The sequence below is a fragment of the Chelativorans sp. genome (genome assembly GCF_031180965.1).
Taxonomy (GTDB): Bacteria; Pseudomonadota; Alphaproteobacteria; order Rhizobiales; family Rhizobiaceae; genus Chelativorans.
Map to the genome: position 1 here is coordinate 48,582 of NZ_JAPSLH010000019.1, position 19,530 is coordinate 68,111.

Annotated in this window: 17 protein-coding genes and 1 tRNA gene; 12 read left to right on the forward strand and 6 right to left on the reverse strand. The window is 64.0% G+C overall.

Annotated features, from left to right (window positions below):
• The first annotated feature begins 127 nt into the window (after positions 1 to 127).
• Entirely contained in the window at positions 128 to 3,502 is a 3,375-nt protein-coding gene (locus tag RIN79_RS14650; protein WP_309085416.1) for a DUF3971 domain-containing protein, read from the forward strand.
• Positions 3,503 to 3,567: 65 nt separating this feature from the next.
• Here RIN79_RS14650 and tyrS read toward each other — a convergent pair whose 3' ends face one another.
• From tyrS to RIN79_RS14665, 3 genes are all read right to left on the reverse strand, one after another.
• Positions 3,568 to 4,821, reverse strand: coding sequence for a tyrosine--tRNA ligase (gene tyrS / locus RIN79_RS14655; protein WP_309085417.1), 1,254 nt, complete (start codon positions 4,819 to 4,821; stop codon positions 3,568 to 3,570).
• A 284-nt stretch (positions 4,822 to 5,105) separates the two neighbouring features.
• Positions 5,106 to 5,441, reverse strand: coding sequence for a YegP family protein (locus tag RIN79_RS14660; RefSeq protein ID WP_375165938.1), 336 nt, complete (start codon positions 5,439 to 5,441; stop codon positions 5,106 to 5,108).
• A 144-nt stretch (positions 5,442 to 5,585) separates the two neighbouring features.
• A complete protein-coding gene (locus RIN79_RS14665; protein ID WP_309085419.1) occupies positions 5,586 to 6,260 on the reverse strand; it encodes an alpha/beta hydrolase in 675 nt (224 codons plus the stop codon).
• 211 nt (positions 6,261 to 6,471) lie between these two features.
• Here RIN79_RS14665 and RIN79_RS14670 point away from each other — a divergent pair, with 211 nt between their 5' ends.
• The 7 genes from RIN79_RS14670 (at position 6,472) to sufA (ending at position 13,601) form a co-directional block, all read left to right on the forward strand.
• Positions 6,472 to 7,632, forward strand: coding sequence for a cysteine desulfurase family protein (locus RIN79_RS14670; protein WP_309085420.1), 1,161 nt, complete (start codon positions 6,472 to 6,474; stop codon positions 7,630 to 7,632).
• Between the two features lie 159 nt (positions 7,633 to 7,791).
• The gene (gene sufB, locus RIN79_RS14675) at positions 7,792 to 9,315 is read left to right on the forward strand and encodes a Fe-S cluster assembly protein SufB (RefSeq protein ID WP_309085421.1); all 1,524 of its coding nucleotides are present in this window, start codon (positions 7,792 to 7,794) and stop codon (positions 9,313 to 9,315) included.
• A 27-nt stretch (positions 9,316 to 9,342) separates the two neighbouring features.
• On the forward strand, positions 9,343 to 10,098 hold the full coding sequence (gene sufC, locus RIN79_RS14680) for a Fe-S cluster assembly ATPase SufC (RefSeq protein WP_309085422.1): 756 nt from the start codon (positions 9,343 to 9,345) through the stop codon (positions 10,096 to 10,098).
• 14 nt (positions 10,099 to 10,112) lie between these two features.
• On the forward strand, positions 10,113 to 11,378 hold the full coding sequence (sufD, locus tag RIN79_RS14685; RefSeq protein WP_309085441.1) for a Fe-S cluster assembly protein SufD: 1,266 nt from the start codon (positions 10,113 to 10,115) through the stop codon (positions 11,376 to 11,378).
• Positions 11,379 to 11,483: 105 nt separating this feature from the next.
• Positions 11,484 to 12,725, forward strand: a complete 1,242-nt coding sequence (locus RIN79_RS14690; RefSeq protein WP_309085423.1) for a cysteine desulfurase — start codon at positions 11,484 to 11,486, stop codon at positions 12,723 to 12,725.
• Entirely contained in the window at positions 12,722 to 13,126 is a 405-nt protein-coding gene (locus tag RIN79_RS14695; protein ID WP_375165939.1) for an SUF system Fe-S cluster assembly protein, read from the forward strand. Before RIN79_RS14690 ends, RIN79_RS14695 begins: the two co-directional genes overlap by 4 nt.
• A gap of 91 nt (positions 13,127 to 13,217) precedes the next feature.
• A complete protein-coding gene (sufA, locus tag RIN79_RS14700) occupies positions 13,218 to 13,601 on the forward strand; it encodes a Fe-S cluster assembly scaffold SufA (protein WP_309085425.1) in 384 nt (127 codons plus the stop codon).
• Positions 13,602 to 13,664: 63 nt separating this feature from the next.
• Here sufA and RIN79_RS14705 read toward each other — a convergent pair whose 3' ends face one another.
• Complete coding sequence (locus RIN79_RS14705; protein WP_309085426.1) at positions 13,665 to 14,162, reverse strand: GFA family protein; 498 nt, start codon at positions 14,160 to 14,162, stop codon at positions 13,665 to 13,667.
• Between the two features lie 167 nt (positions 14,163 to 14,329).
• Between RIN79_RS14705 and RIN79_RS14710 the strand changes: the two genes are divergently transcribed.
• On the forward strand, positions 14,330 to 14,605 hold the full coding sequence (locus RIN79_RS14710) for a TfoX/Sxy family protein (protein WP_309085427.1): 276 nt from the start codon (positions 14,330 to 14,332) through the stop codon (positions 14,603 to 14,605).
• On the opposite strand, the gene RIN79_RS14715 is transcribed toward RIN79_RS14710, so the two are convergent.
• The gene (locus RIN79_RS14715; protein ID WP_309085428.1) at positions 14,602 to 16,083 is read right to left on the reverse strand and encodes a DEAD/DEAH box helicase; all 1,482 of its coding nucleotides are present in this window, start codon (positions 16,081 to 16,083) and stop codon (positions 14,602 to 14,604) included. The genes RIN79_RS14710 and RIN79_RS14715 overlap by 4 nt on opposite strands.
• Positions 16,084 to 16,291: 208 nt before the next feature.
• Positions 16,292 to 17,062: an NAD kinase gene (locus RIN79_RS14720; protein WP_309085429.1), complete on the reverse strand. Its 771-nt coding sequence runs from the start codon at positions 17,060 to 17,062 to the stop codon at positions 16,292 to 16,294.
• A gap of 139 nt (positions 17,063 to 17,201) precedes the next feature.
• Between RIN79_RS14720 and RIN79_RS14725 the strand changes: the two genes are divergently transcribed.
• The 3 genes from RIN79_RS14725 to RIN79_RS14735 all read left to right on the forward strand — a co-directional run bounded on the left by RIN79_RS14725 (position 17,202) and on the right by RIN79_RS14735 (position 19,509).
• Positions 17,202 to 17,277: transfer RNA gene (locus RIN79_RS14725), tRNA-Thr, on the forward strand.
• 403 nt (positions 17,278 to 17,680) lie between these two features.
• Positions 17,681 to 18,499, forward strand: coding sequence for an AraC family transcriptional regulator (locus tag RIN79_RS14730; protein WP_309085430.1), 819 nt, complete (start codon positions 17,681 to 17,683; stop codon positions 18,497 to 18,499).
• Positions 18,500 to 18,600: 101 nt separating this feature from the next.
• On the forward strand, positions 18,601 to 19,509 hold the full coding sequence (locus RIN79_RS14735; RefSeq protein ID WP_309085431.1) for an SDR family oxidoreductase: 909 nt from the start codon (positions 18,601 to 18,603) through the stop codon (positions 19,507 to 19,509).
• Positions 19,510 to 19,530 lie beyond the last annotated feature (21 nt).

A 19,530-nucleotide genomic window follows, 5' to 3' on the forward strand; every position in this document is an offset into this window, starting at 1 on the left:
TAGGCCTGCCGTTACAATTCCTTTGAATTTCCGCGAGGCCGACCGCATCCTCCGGAAGCGCGGATATAGTGGTTGAACCGGATTCGCGGAACCCGGTCCAGCCGAGCTAAACTTTGACGGGTAGTTTGTGGCGCAGGAGCCAGGCGAGTACGAAAAGGTGCGCTTCCGGCGGGAGGACATAACGCCCCTGGAGAGCTTTCCGTCGGCCCGCATACCGCCGCCGGCGGCTTGCCGCGGCCGGCGCTCGCGCCTGCGGCGCTGGGTGCTGATGCCTGCGGCCTTCCTCGCCTCGATCCTCCTGCTGGCCTTCGCAGGCCTGTCTTTCGTCGGGGTGGATGCAATCGGCAATGAACGGTTGCGCCTGCAGGCCGAGCGGGCGATCGAAAGGCTCGCCGGCGTGGATGTGGACGTGACACTGGGCAGGCTGCATCTCGGCTTCGGCAAGGCGAGCCTCTTTGCGCTGGAGGTGCATGACGCCCGCATCGTGAGGGCAAGCGACAAGGCGCCGATCGCCAATGCGGGCGAGCTACGCTTCGGGCTTCGCGCCATACCGCTTCTGAGCGGCCGGGTGGAACTGGCGCGCGTGGCGATGGCCGATGCCGAATTGTCTCCCGCTCAGCTGTCATCCGGTACGAGTCCCAGCCTTGCCGCTCTTATCGCGCGGCCTTCGGCGATCAGTCCCGACGAGTTGCGCCGGGCCATCTTCAGCGCCATTCACCGTGCCTTCGAGGTAACGGAAGGCGCGGGGCTTGCCAGCGTCAGCCTTGTCAATATCGGTTTCCTGAGCGGAGGCCAGGCGGTGCCCGGGCTGTTCGTCGAGGCGTTGGAGATCGCCCGCACCGGCGATGCGCAGATCGACCTTCGTGGGAGCGCGCGCTACCGGGGACGCGACCTTTCCTTTGAAGGCGTGGCGAGGCGGAACGCCGCAGCGGACGCCGTCGAGGACCTCTCGTTGAAGATATCGGCTGCGCAGGAGACATCAGGCCCGAGGGCCGAGGCCCTCGTTCGCGCGATGGGGGATCTCGAAATCAGCCTCTCGGCGCGCGAGGCCGGCGGGACGGAGGGAGGGTTCCTGGGCGTCGACACGAGGATCACGGGGCTGCTGCTCGGCTTTGGCGAAGACGAGATCCCGCTGGACCGGGCCGCCATCAGGATCGCCGCAGCGGGTGCCGACAAGGTCTTTTCGGTGCTCGAGGCGCGTCTGGAGACCGGGCGGACCCTTCTCAATTTCCAGGGTACGGTCGGACCGGAGGCGCGCTCCGAAGGAGGCAGTTCTGCCGCCTACGGGATCGACCTCGTCTCCCGTGAATCGGTTCTTGCGGCAGCGGATTCGCCCGAGCCGCCGATCCCCTTCGGTATGCGCCTCGCCGGCCGGTTCGATCCCCTGGCCATGAAACTTTCCGCCGAGCAGATCGAGGTGCGGACGGCTGACGGCGGGCTGACGGGGAACGCATCGCTTCTCATGCCGACGGGCAAGTCTCCCGGAATAGCCGTCAATTTGAACGTGGCCGATCTTCCGACAGCCCAGGTCAAACAGTTTTGGCCCTGGTTCGCCGCGCCCGGAGCGCGCGAATGGGCGCTCAAGAATGTCTTCGGCGGGCGCGTGCGCGAGGGCGAGTTGAGCCTCAACGTTCCTCCCGGCCGGCTCGGCAACGGAGTGCCCCTGGGCAAGGAGGAGGTCGTTGGGCGATTCCTGCTCACCGACACGCGTTTCGATATCGCAGGAGACATCCCCCCCGTCCGGGACGGCGACGGCTCCGTCGAATTCCGCGGAACCGATGTCGATGTGGGACTCAGCGCGGGCACGATCTTTATGCCGGACGGCGCGTCGGTGCAGGCGCGCAACGGAACACTGGCGATCCACGCCGCCCATCTGAAGCCGCGCATCGGCAAGCTTGAGATCGATGTTGCCGGCGAGGCGCCGGCGATCGTCAGGCTAGCCTCCTATCGCCCGATCGACCTCTCGCGCTATTACAAGCTTGCCCCGGCCGATGTGAGCGGCACCATGAGAGGCCATATCACTGCCGACATACCGCTGCAGGCGGACATCCCGGCCAAGGATCTGAATTGGCGCGTGGCGCTGGATTATGAGGGGCTTTCGCTTGCCAAGCCCTTCGACGGCCAGCATGTCACGGAGGCCAAGGGGAATCTGCTGATCGAGCCGAGCCGCGCGGAGTTTTCCGCGCAAGCCAAGCTCAATGCGGTTCCCGCCTCGCTGCACATCGTGGAGCCGCTCGGCGGCGCGGCGACAGAACGCGTGCGACACATCGAGCTGAAGATGGACGACGCTTCGCGCGACAGGCTCTTCCCCGGCCTCGGAACGCTCGTCTCCGGGCACTTCACGGTGATCTACGACCAGCAGCCGGACAAGCGCGAGAAGATCCGCGTAAAGCTTGACACGGCGCGGCTAGAGGTCCCCTGGATCGGCTGGCGGAAGGGGCAGGGGATCCCGGCGACGGCCGATTTCTTCCTCGATCGCGACGGCGACACGATCCAGCTCTCGGATTTTTCCTTGCGGGGCGAGAGCTTTTCGCTTGCCGGACAGGTGCGTCTTACCGGAGGAAGCCTGGAGGAGGCGCGCTTCACTCATGCGCGCTTCAACCGCTCCGACGATTTCGCCGCGACGATCCGCCGTTCCGGGAAAGCCTATTCGGTGGCGGTGAGCGGTGCCGCCTTCGATGCGCGGGGAGTCATCAAGCGCGTCTTCGGCAGCGGCGCTGGATCCGGCGGAGCAGGGGGAGGCGGGGAGGCGGGCGGGGCCGTGACCGTGGAGGCATCGCTCAAGCGCGTCGACGGCTTCAACGGCGAAAACCTCGCACAGGTGAAATTTACCTATTCGTCTGACGGCAAGCGGCCGGACGAGCTTACGCTGGCGGGCGCCACCCCCACCTACGGTTCCGTGCACGTGACCAAGAACAGTGAGGGCGGCGGCACCGCCATACGGGCATCCTCGAACAATTCGGGCGCCGTGTTCCGCTTCCTCGATCTCTATGATCACATCCAGGGGGGCCAGGTCACACTGGCATTGCAGGGCGCCGACAACGAGAATCTCTCCGGGTTCATCGACATCCGCGATTTCTGGATCGCCGACGAGCCGCGCCTGCGCTCGCTGGTCGCCGCGACCGACAATGGCAACGGGCAGGTGGATGCGACGCGCGTCCATTTCGAGAGGGGCGCTGCGGGGCTCGCCAAGAGCAAGGGCCGCTTGGACCTCGCCAACGGTGTTCTGCGCGGAACGGCGATTGGCTCCACCTTCCAGGGAATGCTCTACGACTCGAACAACAATATGGACATCACCGGGACGTTCATGCCGCTTTACGGCGTCAACCGGATCTTCGGCGAACTGCCCCTCATCGGCCAGATCCTCGGCAATGGGCGCGACCGCGGCCTGATCGGCATCACCTATAGGCTGAGCGGCAAAGTCGGTGAGCCGCGGCTGGATGTGAACCCACTCTCGGCCATCGCGCCCGGTTTCCTGCGCGAGATCTTCGAGTTCCGCTGAACCCCGGCGACCGTCGCCGCCGAACGGGAGCGCCCGGGTTCGCCCTCTCCCGAGGTCAGAACCTCCTATTGCGGCCGGACGAGCACGTGCTTTTTCCGGCCCAGCGACAGCTTGACGACACCTTGCGGGGTCACGTCGTCCATGCTGACCACGCGGCGATCGTCCTCGACGGGGACATCATTGATCCGCACCGCGCCGCCCTGTACATGCCGCCGGGCTTCGCCGTTCGAGCCGGTCAGTCCCGCCGTCACGAAAAGCGAGAGCAGGCCGATACCTTCCTCCAGTCCGGCCCTGCTGATTGCGACGGTCGGGAGGCTTTCGGCCAGCGCGCCTTCCTCGAAGGTCTTGCGGGCCGTCTCGGCCGCCGCTTCGGCGGCCGTCCGGCCGTGCACGATGGCGGTGGCCTCGGTCGCCAGCACCTTCTTAGCCTCGTTGATCTCCGAGCCGCCAAGGGCGGCAAGACGGGCGATCTCATCCAGTGGCAGGCGCGTGAAGATCTTCAGGAAGCGCTCGACATCGGCATCTTCCGTATTGCGCCAGTATTGCCAGAAGTCATAGGGCGAGAAGACGTCCTCGTTGAGCCAGACCGCTCCGCTCGCCGACTTGCCCATCTTGGCGCCTGACGAAGTGGTGAGCAGCGGCGTCGTCACCGCGTGAAGCTGCGGCGTGCCCATGCGGTGGCCGAGATCGATGCCGTTGACGATATTCCCCCACTGGTCGGAACCGCCCATCTGCAGGATGCAGCCATGACGCTTGTTCAGCTCCACGAAGTCATAGGCCTGCAGGATCATGTAGTTGAACTCAAGGAAGGACAGCGACTGCTCCCGGTCGAGCCGCAGCTTCACGGAATCGAAGGACAGCATACGGTTTACCGAGAAATGGCGGCCGACATCGCGCAGGAACTCGATGTAGTTCAGATCGAGCAGCCAATCGGCATTGTTCACCATCACGGCGTCGGTCGGGCCGTCGCCGAAGCGCAGGATGCGCGAGAATATCCGCTTGATGCCCTCGATGTTGGACGCGATTGTCTCCGGCGAAAGGAGCCGGCGCTGCTCGTCGCGAAAGGATGGATCGCCGATCATCGACGTGCCGCCGCCCATCAGCGCGACGGGACGGTGGCCCGTCTCCTGCAGCCAGTACAACATCGTGCCCGTGATCAGATTGCCGATATGCAGGCTGGTGGCCGTTGCGTCGTAGCCGACATAGCCCGTGATCGGGCCCTTCATCGCGGCAGCATCGAGCCCCTCGGGGTCGGAAATCTGGTGGATGAAGCCGCGCTCGGAGAGGACGCGCAGGAAATCGGACTTGAACTGGGGCATTTCCAAAGATCCCTTCGCGGGGGAAAAGGCTGGAAGACGTGCGGGCGTTTAGCACCACTTGCGCGCCGCGCACAAGCAACGGCATGCGCTTGCACGGCACAAGCATCGGTGTTGCTCTTGGGGAGAAATGACGCCTTACGGATTCCACGCGGCGGGCCGGTCTAGCAAGACTGAGCGCTTGCTAGCCTACGGCTGCAAGCATGCTCGTCCGCGACGGCTGGTAAAGGTGCCCGCAATAAAGCGGCCCGACCCTCAGAAGGGGCCGGGCGGCAAAGTTGCGCCGCTCAGGCGTTTGCCTTGGCTTTCGGCTTGGAAGCGGTCTTTGCGGCCGTCTTGGGCTTGGAAGCCGTTTTCGCCGCAGGCTTGGCGGCCGCCTTGGATGGCTTTGCAGTCTTCGCTGATGCCTTCGCAGCCGGCTTTGCAGCCGTCTTTGCCGCGGTATCCACTTCCTCGACCGTGGCTTCGGCCACGCCCTTGCGCAAGGATTCGATCGCCTTCATGGCCGAGGCCTTTGCCTTGTAGCTTTCCGAGCTGAAGACAACCTCACCATTACGGGCGCGAAAACGAAAACGCGTCTCACCTTTTTTGTCTTTGTAGACTTCGAATTTGCTCACAGCCATTCCCCCGTGCAGACGTTGATTCGCCACATGCGAAGCGTCTCACGCAGTAAGGCGGCTGTCGAGCCGCAAGGTGTATTTTCGCGCCGGCGGCCAATCGACTTTTCTATTCGGAAGCAGCTCCCGCCGGGGAGAATCTTCTGTCGCTCATCTCAAACGTTTCGGACGCGGCTCGGCCAATTCGCCGCGCAGCCTGCGGTCAAGGTAGTCCGCGCACTCCTCGATGAGGGTGTCCGCGGCGTTGCTAAAGAAGTGGTTGGCGTCAGGGATTGTCTTCTGGGTGATGGTGATGCCCTTCTGCGACTGCAGCTTGTCCACCAGGGTCTGGACGTCGGGCGGCGGAGCCACCCGGTCGGCGCTGCCATGGATGATGAGACCCGAGGAGGGGCAGGGGGCGAGGAAGGAGAAGTCGTATATGTTGGGCTGCGGCGAGATCGAGATGAACCCTTCGATCTCGGGCCGGCGCATCAGGAGCTGCATGCCGATCCAGGCTCCGAAGGAATAGCCCGCCACCCAGCAGCTCTTGGAATCCGGATGCAGCGACTGCACCCAATCAAGTGCGGCGGCCGCGTCGGAAAGCTCGCCCGTGCCGTGGTCGAAAGCGCCCTGGCTGCGGCCGATGCCGCGGAAATTGAAGCGGAGCACGGTGAAACCGCGCTGCTGGAACATGTAGAAGAGGTCGTAGACGATCTTGTTGTTCATCGTCCCGCCGAATTGCGGATGCGGGTGCAGGATGATCGCGATCGGCGCGTTCTTCTCCTTCGACGGCTGGTAGCGGCCCTCGAGACGGCCGGCCGGGCCGGTAAAGATAACCTCGGGCATTTTTACTCCACTTCACATGCGCGGTCCGCAGTTCACGGGCGGGCCTTGACGCAGCGCCTGTGCGTCCATAGAAACTAGTTTAGAACTGTTCAAAACTGGGGCGGCGTTGCCGCCCTCCGGCAAGCCGGGTAGATAGGACGGCTCGCCTTGAGAATTCAAGGAAATAACGCCTCCCTGCTCACGAATGTGGCAGACGGCTCCACGGGTGGATATGGCCGGACCGCGCATCTATCTCGATTACAACGCCACCGCGCCGCTGACGGCTTCGGCCCGGCAGGCGATGATCGCTGCGCTGGAGGCGGCGAACCCGTCTTCCGTCCATGCGGAAGGCCGCGCGGCCCGCCGGATCGTGGAGGCCGCCCGGCGCGAGGTGGCCGCCCTCGTGAACGCCGACCCGGCGCATGTGGTCTTCACCTCCGGGGCGACCGAGGCGGCGACTATGCTGCTTTCGCCCGACTGGACCATGGGTCGCGCGCCGCTTCGTTTCTCCCGTCTCTATGTCAGCGCGGCCGATCACCCCTGCATGCTCTCCGGCGGACACTTCGCGGCGGAGGCGGTGGAGAAAATCCCGGTCGGCGCCGACGGCGTTATCGATCTTGCCGCGCTGGAACAGGCGCTTGCGCGCCATGACGGGACGGAAGGCTTGCCGCTCGTCGCAACGCATGTGGCCAACAACGAAACCGGCGTAATCCAACCGACCGCGGAGATCGGACGCCTCGCCAAGACGGCGGGGGGTGTCGCCGTCTTCGACGCGGTGCAAGCTGCTGGTCGCATCAGCATTGAGATATCAACCGGATATGTTGATTTCTTCATCCTTTCCTCGCACAAGATCGGCGGCCCGAAGGGCGCTGGCGCCCTGGTCGGTGCGAGTGACCTGATGATGCCGCGTGCGCTGGTGAAAGGCGGAGGGCAGGAGAAGGGCCATCGCGCCGGAACCGAGAATGTCGCGGCCATCGCCGGTTTTGGTGCGGCCGCCCGGGAAGCGCGTCTCGGCCTTGCCGAAATGGCTGGGGTGCGGGCCAAACGCGAGCGGATCGAGGCTGTCATCGGCGAGATCCTGCCCGACGCCGTTGTCCACGGCGAGCGCGCTCCGCGCCTTCCCAACACCGTCTTCTTTTCCATTCCCGGCATGAAGGCGGAGACCGCGCAGATCGCCTTCGATCTGGCCGGCATCGCGCTTTCGGCGGGTTCGGCCTGCTCTTCGGGAAAGGTCGGGCCGAGCCATGTTCTTCGGGCAATGGGGTTCGAAGATCAGGCGGGCGCGCTGCGCGTCTCGATAGGACTGCAGACGACGGAGGCGGAGATCGAAGCTTTCGCCGAGGCGCTGGGAAAAATCGTCGCAAAGCGAAGGGCTGTGACGGCTGCGGCGTGAGCCCCAGAACAGCTTTTTGGCATGGAGAAAAATGGAGTAAAAGAGGCATATTTTCTGATCGCATAGGTGAATTCGCGGCGAGCGCTCACTACATAGAGCGCTAGCTGCCAGAGTTTGTAGACGGCCGGACCTTGCATCCGGCATGGATGGAGAACGCTGATGCCTGCTGTGCAGGAGACGATCGATCAGGTCCGACTGATCGATGTGGACCAATACAAGTACGGATTCGAGACGCTCATCGAGAGCGACAAGGCGCCTAAGGGCCTTAACGAGGACATCGTCCGTTTCATCTCGGCCAAGAAGGGCGAACCGGACTGGATGACCGAATGGCGCCTGCAAGCCTTCCGCCGCTGGCTCACCATGGAGGAGCCGAGCTGGGCGCGCGTCAGCTATCCCAAGATCGATTTCCAGGACATTCACTACTACTCAGCGCCGAAAAACCAGACGGGGCCGAAGTCGCTCGATGAGGTCGACCCGGAGCTTCTGCGCACCTATGAGAAGCTTGGCATCCCCTTGAAGGAGCAGGAAATCCTCGCCGGCGTGCGAAAGCCCGGAGATGGCAAGGCAGATGGCGATGAGGCGAACGACAACGTCTATGCATCGGGCCGTGTGGCGGTTGACGCCGTGTTTGATTCCGTGTCGGTGGTCACCACCTTCAAGAAGGAATTGGCCAAAGCCGGTGTGATCTTCTGCTCGATCTCCGAGGCGATCCGCGAGCATCCGGAACTCGTGCGCAAATACTTGGGCTCGGTCGTTCCGCAGTCGGACAATTTCTATGCGACGCTCAATTCTGCGGTCTTTACAGACGGGTCGTTCGTCTACGTGCCGAAGGGCGTGCGCTGCCCGATGGAGCTGTCCACCTATTTCCGCATCAACGAGAAGAACACCGGCCAGTTCGAGCGCACGCTGATCATCGCCGACGAAGGCGCTTATGTCTCCTATCTCGAGGGCTGCACCGCGCCGCAGCGCGACGAGAACCAGCTGCACGCCGCCGTGGTCGAGCTGATCGCGCTCGACGATGCGGAGATCAAGTACTCGACCGTCCAGAACTGGTATCCGGGCGACAAGCAAGGCAAGGGCGGCATCTACAACTTCGTCACCAAGCGCGGCGACTGCCGGGGCAGGAACTCGAAGATCTCCTGGACACAGGTGGAGACCGGCTCGGCGATCACCTGGAAGTATCCGTCCTGCCTCTTGCGCGGAGACAATTCGCGCGGCGAGTTCTATTCCATCGCCGTGTCAAACGGTCACCAGCAGATCGATTCTGGCACGAAGATGATCCATCTCGGCAAGAACACGTCGAGCCGCATCATCTCCAAGGGCATCTCCGCCGGGCATTCCAACAACACCTATCGCGGCCAGGTCGCCATTCACCGCAAGGCGGAGAATGCGCGCAACTTCACCAATTGCGACTCGCTGCTGATCGGCAATGACTGTGGCGCACACACCGTGCCCTACATCGAGGCGAAGAATTCGACGGCCCAAGTGGAGCACGAGGCGACGACCTCGAAGATCTCCGAGGACCAGAAGTTCTATGTGATGCAGCGCGGCATCCCTGAAGAGGAGGCCATCGCGCTGATCGTCAACGGCTTCGTGAAGGATGTCATCCAGGAATTGCCAATGGAGTTCGCCGTCGAGGCGCAGAAGCTCATCGGGATTTCACTTGAAGGCTCCGTGGGTTGAGCCGGCAGACAGGTAGGTTTGGAAACGATGCTTGAGATCAGGAATTTGCACGCACGCATTGCCGAGGACGGCACGGAAATCCTTCGCGGCGTGAACCTTAGCGTGAAACCCGGCGAGGTCGCCGCGATCATGGGGCCGAACGGCTCGGGCAAATCGACGCTGTCCTATGTGCTCGCCGGGCGCGAAGACTATGAGGTCACCGAAGGCGACATCCTCTTCAAGGGTGAGTCCATCCTGGAGATGGACCCGGCCGAGCGTGCCGCAGCCGGCATCTTCCTTGCCTTCCAGTATCCCATGGAGATACCGGGCGTTGCCACGATGGAGTTCCTAAAAGTGGCTATGAACGCGCAGCGCAAGGCGCGCGGGCTGGAAGAGATCAAGATCCCCGAGCTTCTGAAGCGCGTTCGTGCGGCCGCGGAGGAGCTCAACATGGATATGGCCATGCTGAAGCGCCCGCTCAATGTCGGCTTTTCCGGCGGCGAGAAGAAGCGGGCCGAGATCCTGCAGATGAAGCTGCTGGAGCCCGCGCTCTGCGTGCTGGACGAGACCGATTCCGGCCTCGACATCGACGCGCTCAAGATCGTGGCGGACGGCGTGAACGCGCTGCGTTCGCCGGATCGGGCGGTGGTCGTCATCACCCACTATCAGCGCCTGCTCGACTATATCGTGCCGGACTCCGTTCATGTGCTCTACAAGGGCCGCGTCGTGAAATCTGGCGAGAAGGAGCTGGCGCAGGAGCTTGAGAAGAACGGCTATGCCGGCCTGATCGGCGAAGCGGCCTGAGAGCGGGGCGGATGATGAATATGCAGATGCAGATACGAAGAACCGCCGCCGAGGAGGCGCTTCTGGCGGGCTTTGCCGAGCGCGCCGCCAGCCTTCCGGGTGACGCCCGGGTTGCCGAGAAGCGCGCCGAGGCCGTCGAGCTCCTGAAACGCGGCCTACCCAACCGCAAGATCGAGGCTTGGCACTACACGGACCTGCGACGGCTTCTCTCCGTTGTGCCGCCTTTCGATCCGGCGGCGCATGCGGCGCCTCGCGCAGCGCTCCTGCCGGGCTCGGCCGTGCTGCCTGTGCTCAACGGAATCGCCGGCAAGGCCGACGTGCCGGCGGGTATCGCCGTGGCGAGCGTGACGAACGAGCTCAGCGACGGGACCTTCGCGCCGCTGCTCGGAGTGAACGGCGCCGACGATGCGGTGGGAGCGATCAACTCTGCCTTTGCCGCCGACGGCTTTGCCGTCGAGATTCCTGCCGGCACTGCGCTGGAGCAGCCGATCGAGCTGCAGAATGTGCAGGTCGGCGGTCAGGTCCATACGCGCTTTGCGGTGCGTGCCGGCGAGGGCGCCAAGGCGACGATCGTCGAGCGGCAGCTGGGCGAGGGCAATGCGCTCGTCTCGTCGGTGAGCCATCTGGAGGTGGGTGACGGGGCCGAGATCCTGTGGCTCATCCTGCAGGAGCAGCCGGAAAGCGCGATCCATCTCGGCCAGATGAATGTCCGTATCGGCAGGGATGCCAAGCTGACGCTTTTCGTCATGAATGCCGGCGGCAAGTTGGTGCGCCAGGAATTGCGCATCGTGGCGGCCGGCGAGGGCGCCGAGTTGCGTCTGCGCGGAGTGAACCTGCTCTCCGGCGGCACTCATTGCGACGTAACCATGATGCTCGACCATGCGGCTCCCGCGACCACCTCGACGGAAACGATCCGCAATGTCGTGACCGGCCGGGCGGAGGGCGTCTTTCAGGGGCAGATCCGCGTTGCGCGGGAAGCTCAGAAGACCGACGCCAAAATGGCTTGCAACACGCTTCTGCTTTCCGACGAAGGCGGCTTCTCGACCAAACCTGAGCTCGAGATCTTCGCCGACGACGTGGCCTGCGGCCATGGGGCGACGGTGACGGAGATCGAGCCCGCGCACCTGTTCTATCTGATGGCGCGCGGCATCGACGAGAAGACGGCGCGCGGGCTGCTCGTCAAGGCTTTCGTGGCCGAGGTGATCGAGGAGCTGGAGAACGAGCCGGTGGTCGAGATGCTCGAAGGAAAGCTCGATGCCTGGTTCGCCGTGCACGGGTGAGGGTGTCACCCTTCCATAGGGGAGGATGGCGGCCGCTGCTGGGCTCGGGTGCGGCGATGGTCTCGGGAGCCGTCGGCTTCCGGGATGACGTGAGAGGTAAGGGCAGTGGATCAAAGGATCGAGCAGGCAGTCTATGACGTCGAGGCTATACGCCGCGATTTTCCCATCCTTGCGCGCGAGGTCTACGGAAAGCCGCTCGTCTATCTCGACAACGCCGCCTCCGCCCAGAAGCCGCAGGCGGTCATTGATGCGGTAAGCCATGCTTACAGCTACGAATATGCCAATGTGCATCGCGGGCTGCACTTCCTCTCCAATGCGGCGACCGAAGCCTATGAGGGTGCACGCGGGAAGGTGCGGCGCTTTCTGAATGCCGGAAGGGTCGAGGAAATCGTCTTTACGAAATCTGCCACCGAGGCGATCAACACGGTCGCCTACGGCTATGCCATGCCGCTGATCGGCGAGGGCGACGAGATCGTGCTGTCGGTGATGGAGCACCATTCCAATATCGTGCCCTGGCATTTCCTGCGCGAGCGGCAGGGGGCCAAGCTCGTCTGGGTCCCGGTGGAGGACGACGGCGCCTTCCGCATCGAAGCCTTCGAGAAAAGCCTGACCGAGCGCACCAGGCTGGTAGCCATTACCCAGATGTCGAACATGCTCGGAACGATCACGCCCATCGCCGATATCGTGCGCATTGCCCACGAGCGGGGGATTCCGGTGCTTGTGGACGGCAGCCAGGGCGCCGTGCATCTGCCGGTCGACGTTCAGGCGCTCGGATGCGACTTTTATGTCTGCACCGGGCACAAGCTCTACGGCCCTTCGGGCATCGGCGTCCTCTATGGCAAGCGCGAGAGGCTTGAGGAGATGCGGCCGTTCCAGGGCGGCGGCGAGATGATCGAGGACGTGTCGGTCGACAGCGTCACCTATAACGAGCCGCCGCACCGCTTCGAAGCCGGCACACCGCCCATCGTGCAGGCCATCGGCCTTGGCGCGGCGCTCGATTACATTCAGCAAATCGGGCGCGAGAACATTGCCGCCCATGAAGCGGACCTGTCAAATTACGCGCATGAGCGGCTGCGGGAGATCAACTCGCTGCGCATCTTCGGCACAGCGCCGGGGAAGGGGGCGATCATTGCCTTCGAACTCGCCGGCATCCATGCCCATGACGTCGCCATGGTGATCGACCGCTCGGGCGTGGCAGTGCGCGCCGGCACCCATTGCGCGCAGCCTCTGCTCAAGCGATACGGCGTGACCTCGACGTGCCGCGCCTCCTTCGCCATGTATAACACCAAGGCAGAGGTGGATGCATTGGTCGAGGCGCTGCAGAAGGCGCGCAAATTCTTCGGATGAATGTCATGAGCCAGACCAGCGACAACCCAGACACAAGCCAGGCCGAAGAGCCGAAGACCGCGGTTTTCTCCGCCTCCGCGATCCCGGCCGAGGAGCTCGCACGCATGACGGACGACATCATCGGCGCGCTGAAGACCGTCTATGACCCCGAGATCCCGGCGGACATCTATGAGCTCGGCCTGATCTACAAGATCGATATCGAGGATGACCGCTCTGTGAAAATCGACATGACCTTGACGGCGCCGGGCTGTCCCGTGGCGGGCGAGATGCCCGGCTGGGTGCAGAATGCGGTGAGCGCTGTGGAGGGCGTGGGCCATGTCGATGTGAACATGGTCTTCGACCCGCCGTGGACGCCGGACCGCATGTCGGAAGAGGCGCAGGTGGCGCTGGGGTGGTATTGAGGGCAGGGCGCTTGCAACGTGCCGGCTTCCCGACCATTTTAAAAGAAGAACCCTTCCGCGAGTCTTGACCTCGCCGTGAATGGAGAAACAGATGGGCCGATTTCAGGTGATGACGATGACCGATGCCGCGGCAGCGCGCGTGCGCGAGATCGTCGAGACGCGTGAAGGCGCCCGCGGCATCCGCGTGGGCATCAAGAAGGGCGGCTGCGCGGGCATGGAATATACCGTCGATCTGGTCACGGAGCCGAGCCCGAAGGACGACCATATCGAGCGCGACGGTGCGCATGTCTATGTCGCTCCGGAGGCAGCCCTTTTTCTGCTCGGCACGGAAATGGATTTCGAGGTGACGAAGATCCGTACCGGGTTCACGTTCCGCAACCCGAACCAGAGTTCGGCCTGCGGCTGCGGCGAATCCGTCGAGCTGAAGCCGGCGGACCTGAAGGCACTGGCAGAGGCGCGGGCCGGCGCGGCTTGATTGGCCGGCTTTCCTGCCACTTCCCTCTCCAGCGCCTGATATCCACAAAGGAGCGGCGAGCTCTCAATCCACCCACAGGCCGTTGCGCCGGTGCCAGTCGGCGATGGACTCTTCCGGATAGAGGACAAAGGTCAAATCGCCCTCGCGGATCTCCGGCTCCACCCAATTCGCCTTACATTTCAGCATTAGGTGGACCCGGCGCGGCGGCACCGGAAGGTTGGTATCGATGGCGGAGGCGAAGGGGTGAACGAGTTCCGGCCAGGTCGGATCGTAGAGCCAGAGGGCCGATCCGCATTTTCGGCAGAAGCGCCTTTCGCCCGTGGAGATTTCGCATCCGGGCCGCTCCTCGTCCTCGATTTCGGCGCGATAGAGGCCCAGATGCCTCCCGCCCTCCACGACGAGCGTGGAGGAATCGGCGCCGAGATTGATTGCGTACCCGCCGCCGCCCTGCTGTTTTCGACAGATGCTGCAATAACAAAGCTGATAGGGCACCGGCGTATGGCTCTGGACCGCAAAACCCACTGCACCGCAGCGGCACGAGCCTTGGAGTAGCATCGGCATTTCAGTGCTCCCGAAGAGAAAGCAGGAGCCTAGTCGCGGCGGCGGTGCTTGTCAGCGGTCGACCGGAGGCATCCTGACAAGCGCCGCGCGACCTGCCATTGTCCGGCCATGACCGACGACGACATCCGCGATCTTTTCGCCGGCCTGGGCCGGTCACGATTAAACGTATGTTCGGGGGCAAGGGCATCTATCACAGCGGGCTGATCGTCGCGCTCGAAGTGGACGGCGAGATCCAACTCAAGGCCGATGCGGTCAGCGCGGCCGACTTCCAGGCCGCCGGCTGCCGCCAGTGGATCTATGCAGGCCATCCAGGGCGCAAGCCCACCGCCATGCCCTATTGGAGCGTTCCCGAGAGCGCGCTCGATGATGCAGATGAGATGGCGCGATGGGCGAAGGCGGCCTATGAGGCGGCGCTGCGTGGCGGGAAGGGGCCGAAACGCTAGACCTTGCCGGGTATTTTCATGAAATCGGGAAGGTCGTCGCCGAAGCCGAGCGGCGCATCCTCTTCCTCCCTGTCGCGCCGCCGCTCGTCCCGCCCGGTCCGCTGACGGTCTGGCCTTTTCTCTTCCGCGGCATTGGCGGATTTGATGGCGTTCCTGCGCTGGCGCTTCTCGTCCTGCCTTTTCGCCGCCGGGGCGGCGGCGCTCTCCGATGTTTCCTGCGGGCGCTCCGAACCGGCCTCGGGCCGCTGTTCGGCACGGTCGCCACGCTTGCCACCGCGCTTCCTCTCGCCCCGCTCCGGCCGGCCGCGGCGCGGCTTTTCATCTGCTTCATCGTCGGCCGACAGCGTGGAGAGGTCGCCGTCCAGCCACTCAATCTTCTGGCCGATCAGCTTCTCGATGCCGTCCACATATCTGAGGTCGGACCGCGTGACGATCGTGAAAGCCTTGCCCGACCGTCCGGCGCGGCCCGTCCGGCCAATGCGATGGACATAATCCTCGGAATGGATCGGCACGTCAAAATTGAAGATATGGCTGACAGCGGGAATGTCGAGGCCGCGCGCGGCGACGTCGGAGGCGACGAGAAGCCGCAGCTTTCCCCGCCGGAAATTCTCCAACATCGCCATGCGCGCGCGCTGGTCCATGTCCCCATGCAGCGCGCCTGCGTCGAATTCGTGCCGAACCAGCGAGCGGAAGAGGGTGGCCACCTCCGTCTTGCGGTTGCAGAAGATGATGGCGTTCTTAAGCTCGTCCCCCTCGGCGAGGATAAGCTCGCGCAGCCGCTCGCGCTTGGCCCACGGCTTGGAGCCGGCCTTGACCAGGCGCTGCTCGATGTTCGCCGCGGTCGTGGCAGGCTTCGACACCTCCACACGCACCGGCGCGTGAAGGAACTGCTCGGTGAGTTTCGTGATCTCCGGCGGCATCGTGGCGGAGAAGAACAGCGTTTGCCGCGTGAAGGGGATCAGTTTGCAAATGCGCTCGATATCCGGGATGAAGCCCATGTCGAGCATGCGGTCGGCCTCGTCGATGACGAGGATTTCAACGCCCGTGAGAAGCAGCTTGCCGCGCTCGAAGTGGTCGAGCAGCCGGCCGGGCGTGGCGATCAGAACATCGGCGCCGCGTTCGAGCTTTTTCTCCTGCTCGTCGAAGGAGACGCCACCGATCAGAAGAGAGATGTTGAGCCGGTGGTTCTTGCCGTATTTGACGAAGTTCTCTTCCACCTGGGCGGCGAGCTCGCGCGTCGGCTCCAGGATCAGGGTGCGCGGCATGCGCGCCCTGGCCCTGCCGCGCTCCAGCCTCGTCAGCATGGGCAAAACAAAGGAGGCCGTCTTGCCCGTGCCGGTCTGGGCGATGCCCAGCACGTCCTTGCCTTGCAACGCATGAGGAATGGCGCCAGCCTGGATTGGAGTCGGCGTGGTGTAGCCGGCATCGGTCACGGCGGCCAGGACCTTCGGCGACAGGCCGAGGTCTGCGAATGTCACGGCTTCCTGTGCGGTTTCTTGCGAATCTGACACGTATTGATTGTCTTTGCTGTTCTTCGGGTCGCGGCGCTCATGTCGCCTGTTGCCGGCAGTCGGGACCCCCGTGTCCCCGGGGCTAAGGCGTGGTGTGTCCAATGTCAACAGCAACTATTGACACAGCACCCGCCGTTTCACCGGTCCGCAAAGCCGGCAGCTTACGGGAAATTGGTTAGTACCGGAATTGTTCCGAGAGAATGCGCTCGTCCCAGGAATGGCTGGCGTCGAAGAGGATCGTCGCCGTCATGTCCCGCGATTCGCGAATGCTGATGCTCAGCACCGACTTGATCTCGGTATGGTCGGCCACCGCGTTGACCGGGCGCTTTTCCGGTTCGAGGATGGTGAGCTCGACCGACGACCGGTTGGACAGGAGCGCGCCGCGCCAGCGGCGCGGCCGAAACGGACTTACGGGTGTGAGCGCCAGAAGCGGCGCGTCGAGCGGCAGGATCGGGCCGTGAGCCGAAAGGTTGTAGGCGGTCGAGCCGGCCGGGGTGGCCACCATGATGCCGTCGCAGATGAGCTCGTCGAGCCGGAGCTTTCCGTCGATGGTGATGCGGATCTTCGCTGCCTGGTAGGATTGCCGCAGCAGCGAGACCTCGTTGACGGCCAGCGCCGTGGCGGTCTTGCCGTCCCGATCCACCGCCGTCATCTCCAGCGGACGGATCGTTTCAGCAACCGCTTCGGCGATGCGCTCGCGCAAACCATCCTCGCGGTACTCGTTCATGAGGAAGCCGACGGTGCCGCGGTTCATCCCATAGATCTTCTTGCCCGAGCCCATGGTCTCGCGCAGGGTCTGCAGCATGAACCCGTCGCCGCCGAGGGCGATGATGACGTCCGCATTCTCCGGCCGCTCCTGTCCGTAAAGGACCGATAGCCGGGCGGCCGCCTCGGATGCGTCCTCGGTGTCGGCCGAAAGGAAGGCGAGGGACAACGGCTTCTTCATTCAGGCAGGTTCTTCCGTTCACGCCGGGAGCGCACGGGTAGCACGCATGGGCCCTGCTGCAAAGGCAGACAGCCTCCGGCGGCGTCAAGCCAGAAGGGCGTTTCACTCGGCTGCCGATTATGCTATGCGCATTCCCCATGCCCTTGTAGCTCAGTTGGTAGAGCACCTGATTTGTAATCAGGGGGTCGCGGGTTCGAGTCCTGCCGGGGGCACCACAATCAAGCGGCGGCAGGAGTGCCGCAAGATGCTGTCTTCCCTCACCCACGGGCATGGTGCGCAGGATCGCCTACGAGGCGGGCCGGCTGCTGCTCCGCGATGATGGCGATGAATGCGGAAAAGGCGAAATGGATCTGCAGGCGCTTTCCTGAACGCGTCCCAACCCAACCGAAGGGGAGGGCCCTTTCAGGGGACGGCTATGAAGCCACGCGGAACCTGCGCTTGCTTGCGCTTTCGGCTCGCGGCGGGCAGAGTTGGGCAAGGGGCCCATGCCGTGCGGACCCGAGCCGACGGCCGCGGAAAGCCGCGCAGTGGCAGCCGGCGCCACTTTATGTCGTCTGGTCGGCTTTCGCTGCACCTATGGTCCGGTTTGTAGGAAGCGAATGGTGAGAGGGCCTAGGGTTGAACCTCAAGCGGGTAAGAGCAGACGGCATCCTGGCTGAGTATGGCCGCGTCCTTCCTGGCGAGGGCTTTTCGCACACGCCCGGTTCTGCGATCGGCGTTGCCTTCACGCCGCAGCGGCGAGCATATTGGTCGATAGGCGCCCAGCAGCTCGGTGGCGTCATCCAGCCGGCGAGCGTGATGATCACGCCCGCCGAGGGGATCGAGTGGCAGGCCTGGGACCTGATCTCCGACTCCATTGAAATCTGGCTCGACTCGGAAAGCCTTTCGCGCTGGTCGCAGGAGCATGGCGGACCGAATCGCATTGAATTCGACCTCCATGACCGCATCCACGATCCCATCATCATCGACCTCGCCGCACGGGTTCGCCGACTCCTGTGCGCGGATCACCCTTCCGGGGACGCGCTAGCGGCGCTCGGCCGGGAGCTTGGGGAACATTTCCTCCGCGTTTATGCGGGCCTGCGCATTCCCTTCGAGGAACGGCCGCTCGACCAGCGGCGCCTCAAGCGGGTTCTCGACCATATCGAGGCACATCTTGAAAGGCCGCTGGATCTGGAGCAGCTGGCCGACGTGGCGGCCATGTCCACCTTCCACTTCGCTCGGTGCTTCAAGGCTGCCACAGGATCTTCGCCGCATGTTTTCGTCGTGGCGCGGCGAATGGATCGTGCGGCCGCCCTTCTCCGCGCCAGCCGTCTTCCGGTCGCCCGTGTGGCCGAGGCGGTGGGCTTTACCAGCCTGCCGCATTTCCGCAGGCATTTTCGCGCACACTGGGGCGCAGGCCCCGGGGAATTTGCCGGCGGGGAGGCCGGCACGCCCTAGATTCAGCAAGAACGGGACCTACCGCAGCTGCGGTATGATGTGGATAGTGACCCCGATCTGACACGGTCCGGCTTGGCCGGCAGCAGGTTGGGGAAACCACGATGCGCTCAAGGCATGACGACGATATTCCCGCGGACGGAGTAAGCCGCCGCGAGCTCCTCGCAGCCGCCGGTCTGGGGCTTGCGGCCTCGCTGGCAACCCCGGCTGCAGCCAACACCCTCCACCCCGTAGAACTATCGGGGAGCGCCAACACCAGCAGACGCTTTGCCGGAAAGGTGGTGCTGATCACCGGCGCCACCTATGGCATCGGCCAGACGACAGCCGAGGCCTTTGCGCGGGAAGGGGCGAAGGTAGCCTTCTGTGGCCGGACTGAGGAACTCGGCCGAAAGGTGGAGGCCGGTATTCGCAGCGCCGGCGGCGAGGCGAGCTATATGCGCGCCGACGTGCGCGAGCCTGCCGAGGTGGAGCGCTTCGTCGCGGAAACAGCCAGCCGCTACGGCCGGCTCGACATCGCCTTCAACAATGCCGGCGTCTTCATGCCGCCAAGGGAGGTGCAGGACCTCAGCATCGAGGAGTACCGCAACCTCATCGCCACCAATCTGGACGGCGTCTTCTATTCCATGAAATACGAACTACCCATCATGCGCCGGCAGGGCGGCGGCGTCATCGTCAACATGGCGAGCGTCTCGGGCCACCGCGGCTTTGCGCATACGCCGCACTACTCGGCTTCCAAGCATGGGGTGATCGGCCTTACCAAGGCGGCCGCCGTCGCCAATGCCATGCACAATATCCGCATCGTCTCGCTCAGCCCGCTCGCCGTCGACACACCGATGCTGCGCGAGAGCTTCGCCTTCCAGAATGTCACCTACGAGCAGATGGCACCCAATTTCGTCACGCCCAGGATCATGATGACCGACGAGATCGCCCGCGCGGTGATGTTCCTGGCATCGGAAGAGTCCAGCTTCGTCGCCGGCATGGACTTGGACGTGACGGGCGGACAGCTCGCCTGAAATCTCCTTCCATAGAAGCCG